Origin of the sequence: Merdimonas faecis (assembly GCF_001754075.1) — a bacterium.
GTDB classification, from domain to species: domain Bacteria; phylum Bacillota; class Clostridia; order Lachnospirales; family Lachnospiraceae; genus Merdimonas; species Merdimonas faecis.
In genome coordinates this window covers 1-1,850 of sequence record NZ_MIEH01000063.1, presented here as the reverse complement: position 1 = coordinate 1,850, position 1,850 = coordinate 1, and the positions used below count along the sequence as shown (strand labels likewise).

Genomic DNA, 1,850 nt, shown 5'->3' with positions numbered 1-1,850 from the left:
GGTTCTTTCCAGATTTAGTTGATTTGATGAAAATATTCGTTTATGAGTAGTTTCGCTTTCAATAAAGCAAAACTATTCCGTCCATACATAATTCGTTTCGTAAGTTTGATTTTATTTACGCTGCCTTCAGCCAGGCCGTTGTTGTATGGGTAGATAATCGCATTTTTTACAGCTGTCAGGTCGTTTTGCAGGCCATTAATATACCGGTCCAGTTCGTCTATCTTCAGCTCCGCTGCCGTTTCCATCCAGGAATCCAGTTCCTCACTTTTTCTGGAAAACACAATACGGTAGAATTCTTTTAACAGTGTATATAACTGGCCGAGTACAGGATACTTTTGAATCGCTGCCTCATATTGTTCTGCCGTGATCCCTTTCACACTCTCCAGTTCATGGTAGATCAGTTGACACATGGTCTTGCGGGGAATGTACTCAACAGGGACAGTCTCATTTGGGGAAATATTTTTCTGGTGTGTTCGTTCCTTCTGCATAAAGACTCTCAGGGAGGCAATCGTGCCTGTATATCCTTTCTGAGCGATATGTTCATGGATCCTGGCATAAGTCAGCCCTTTGGACCGCAGTTCGATGATCTCCTTCTCATATGGTGCCAGCTTTCCCGGCCGTCTTCTGTCATAGTGCCCATTTATAAGCGGACAGTCCTCTTTCAGGTATGTTTTGACAGTCCGTTTTGCGTGGCCGGTGATACGGCTGATCTCATCAATCGAATGGCCTTCTGAGTGAAGCCTGCGGACTTCATCGATTTTCGCCTGTTTTTTCAGGATCTGCTCCTGATGCTGCCGCTCACGGGCGTTTTCTTTCTTTTCCGGGATCTTATCTTCCGGCATCGAAAGATACCGGTTTATGGTTGTCACGGAAGAATGAAGAAGAAGTGCGATATCATTAACCGTATAGCCTTCGGAGCGTTTTTTTCGGGCAAACAGTATCCTTTCCGTGCGGTTCCTGGTATCATAAAGGGCCTGCATTTCCGGATTTTGTGAAACAGCCGGGACAGCCAGGCGGGAAGGGAACAGCCTGTACATATATTCCTCCACTGCGCCGGACAGATTTTTCAGCAGATGGAAACGGTCACTGATCTGTAATGCCCCGGGATGGGAATTGGCCGCTGCAGAAGCATACGTCTGTGCGCCGTCGCGGGAAATAACCTGGATATTTGGATAAGATTTCAGCCATTCCTCAACCTTACCGGTTTCTCTGGAATCGAGGAGATCAATAATTCTATGGCTTTCCAGGTCAACCATTACTGTCCCGTAGGAATATCTCTTACGGAACGCAAAGTCATCCACACAAATCTTTGTGACGTCGGACTTATCCACAAGAGCCGGCATTTTTTTTAAGCAGATCGCAGATGCTGCTTTTACAGACCTTTATGGAATCTTCCTTCAGTAAAGCGGAAGCACTGACAGAACTTAATTTGGAAGATGTTTTCAGAATCTTATTCACCAGCCGCCTGGTTTTTCTCTCTTTTGGATCAATAAAATCAAATCTTTCAGAGAATGTTTTATAGCCGCAGGCAGGATTCATGCAGAACATCTTTCTGGTGCTTAATAAAAGTATTGTCTGCCGGTCCTGTAGCGGAATGTCCTGGATCTCACGCTGATAGACGGAATGCACTTTTGATGAAAAAGTCCCGCAATAAGGGCAGGGAACCTGCCTCCTTGCAGATTGAACTTCGAAAATAATCTGTCTGGTTTTTAACCTGCACCGGATACACTCCAAATCCGGACTTAATGAACTTATGATTTCCTGTTCCATGAACCATCACCCGGTATTATTATATTACTTTATTTCAGTGATATCAACCAACTTTGGAAAGAACCTATTTGGCGCTTACG

Annotated in this window: 2 protein-coding genes; both read right to left on the bottom strand. The window is 44.7% G+C overall.

Annotated elements, in window-relative coordinates:
* Positions 1–14: 14 nt before the first annotated feature.
* Positions 15–1,343, bottom strand: coding sequence for an ISL3 family transposase (locus tag BKD12_RS16230; RefSeq protein ID WP_070090377.1), 1,329 nt, complete (start codon positions 1,341–1,343; stop codon positions 15–17).
* Positions 1,324–1,770: a transposase family protein gene (locus BKD12_RS17375; protein ID WP_070090376.1), complete on the bottom strand. Its 447-nt coding sequence runs from the start codon at positions 1,768–1,770 to the stop codon at positions 1,324–1,326. Before BKD12_RS17375 ends, BKD12_RS16230 begins: the two co-directional genes overlap by 20 nt.
* Positions 1,771–1,850: the final 80 nt, after the last annotated feature.

Bases quoted from the DNA above. Each gene is read 5' to 3' on its own strand.
- BKD12_RS17375 (WP_070090376.1), bottom strand. From the start codon at position 1,770: ATGGAACAGGAAATCATAAGTTCATTAAGTCCGGATTTGGAGTGTATC.
- BKD12_RS16230 (WP_070090377.1), bottom strand. From the start codon at position 1,343: ATGCCGGCTCTTGTGGATAAGTCCGACGTCACAAAGATTTGTGTGGAT.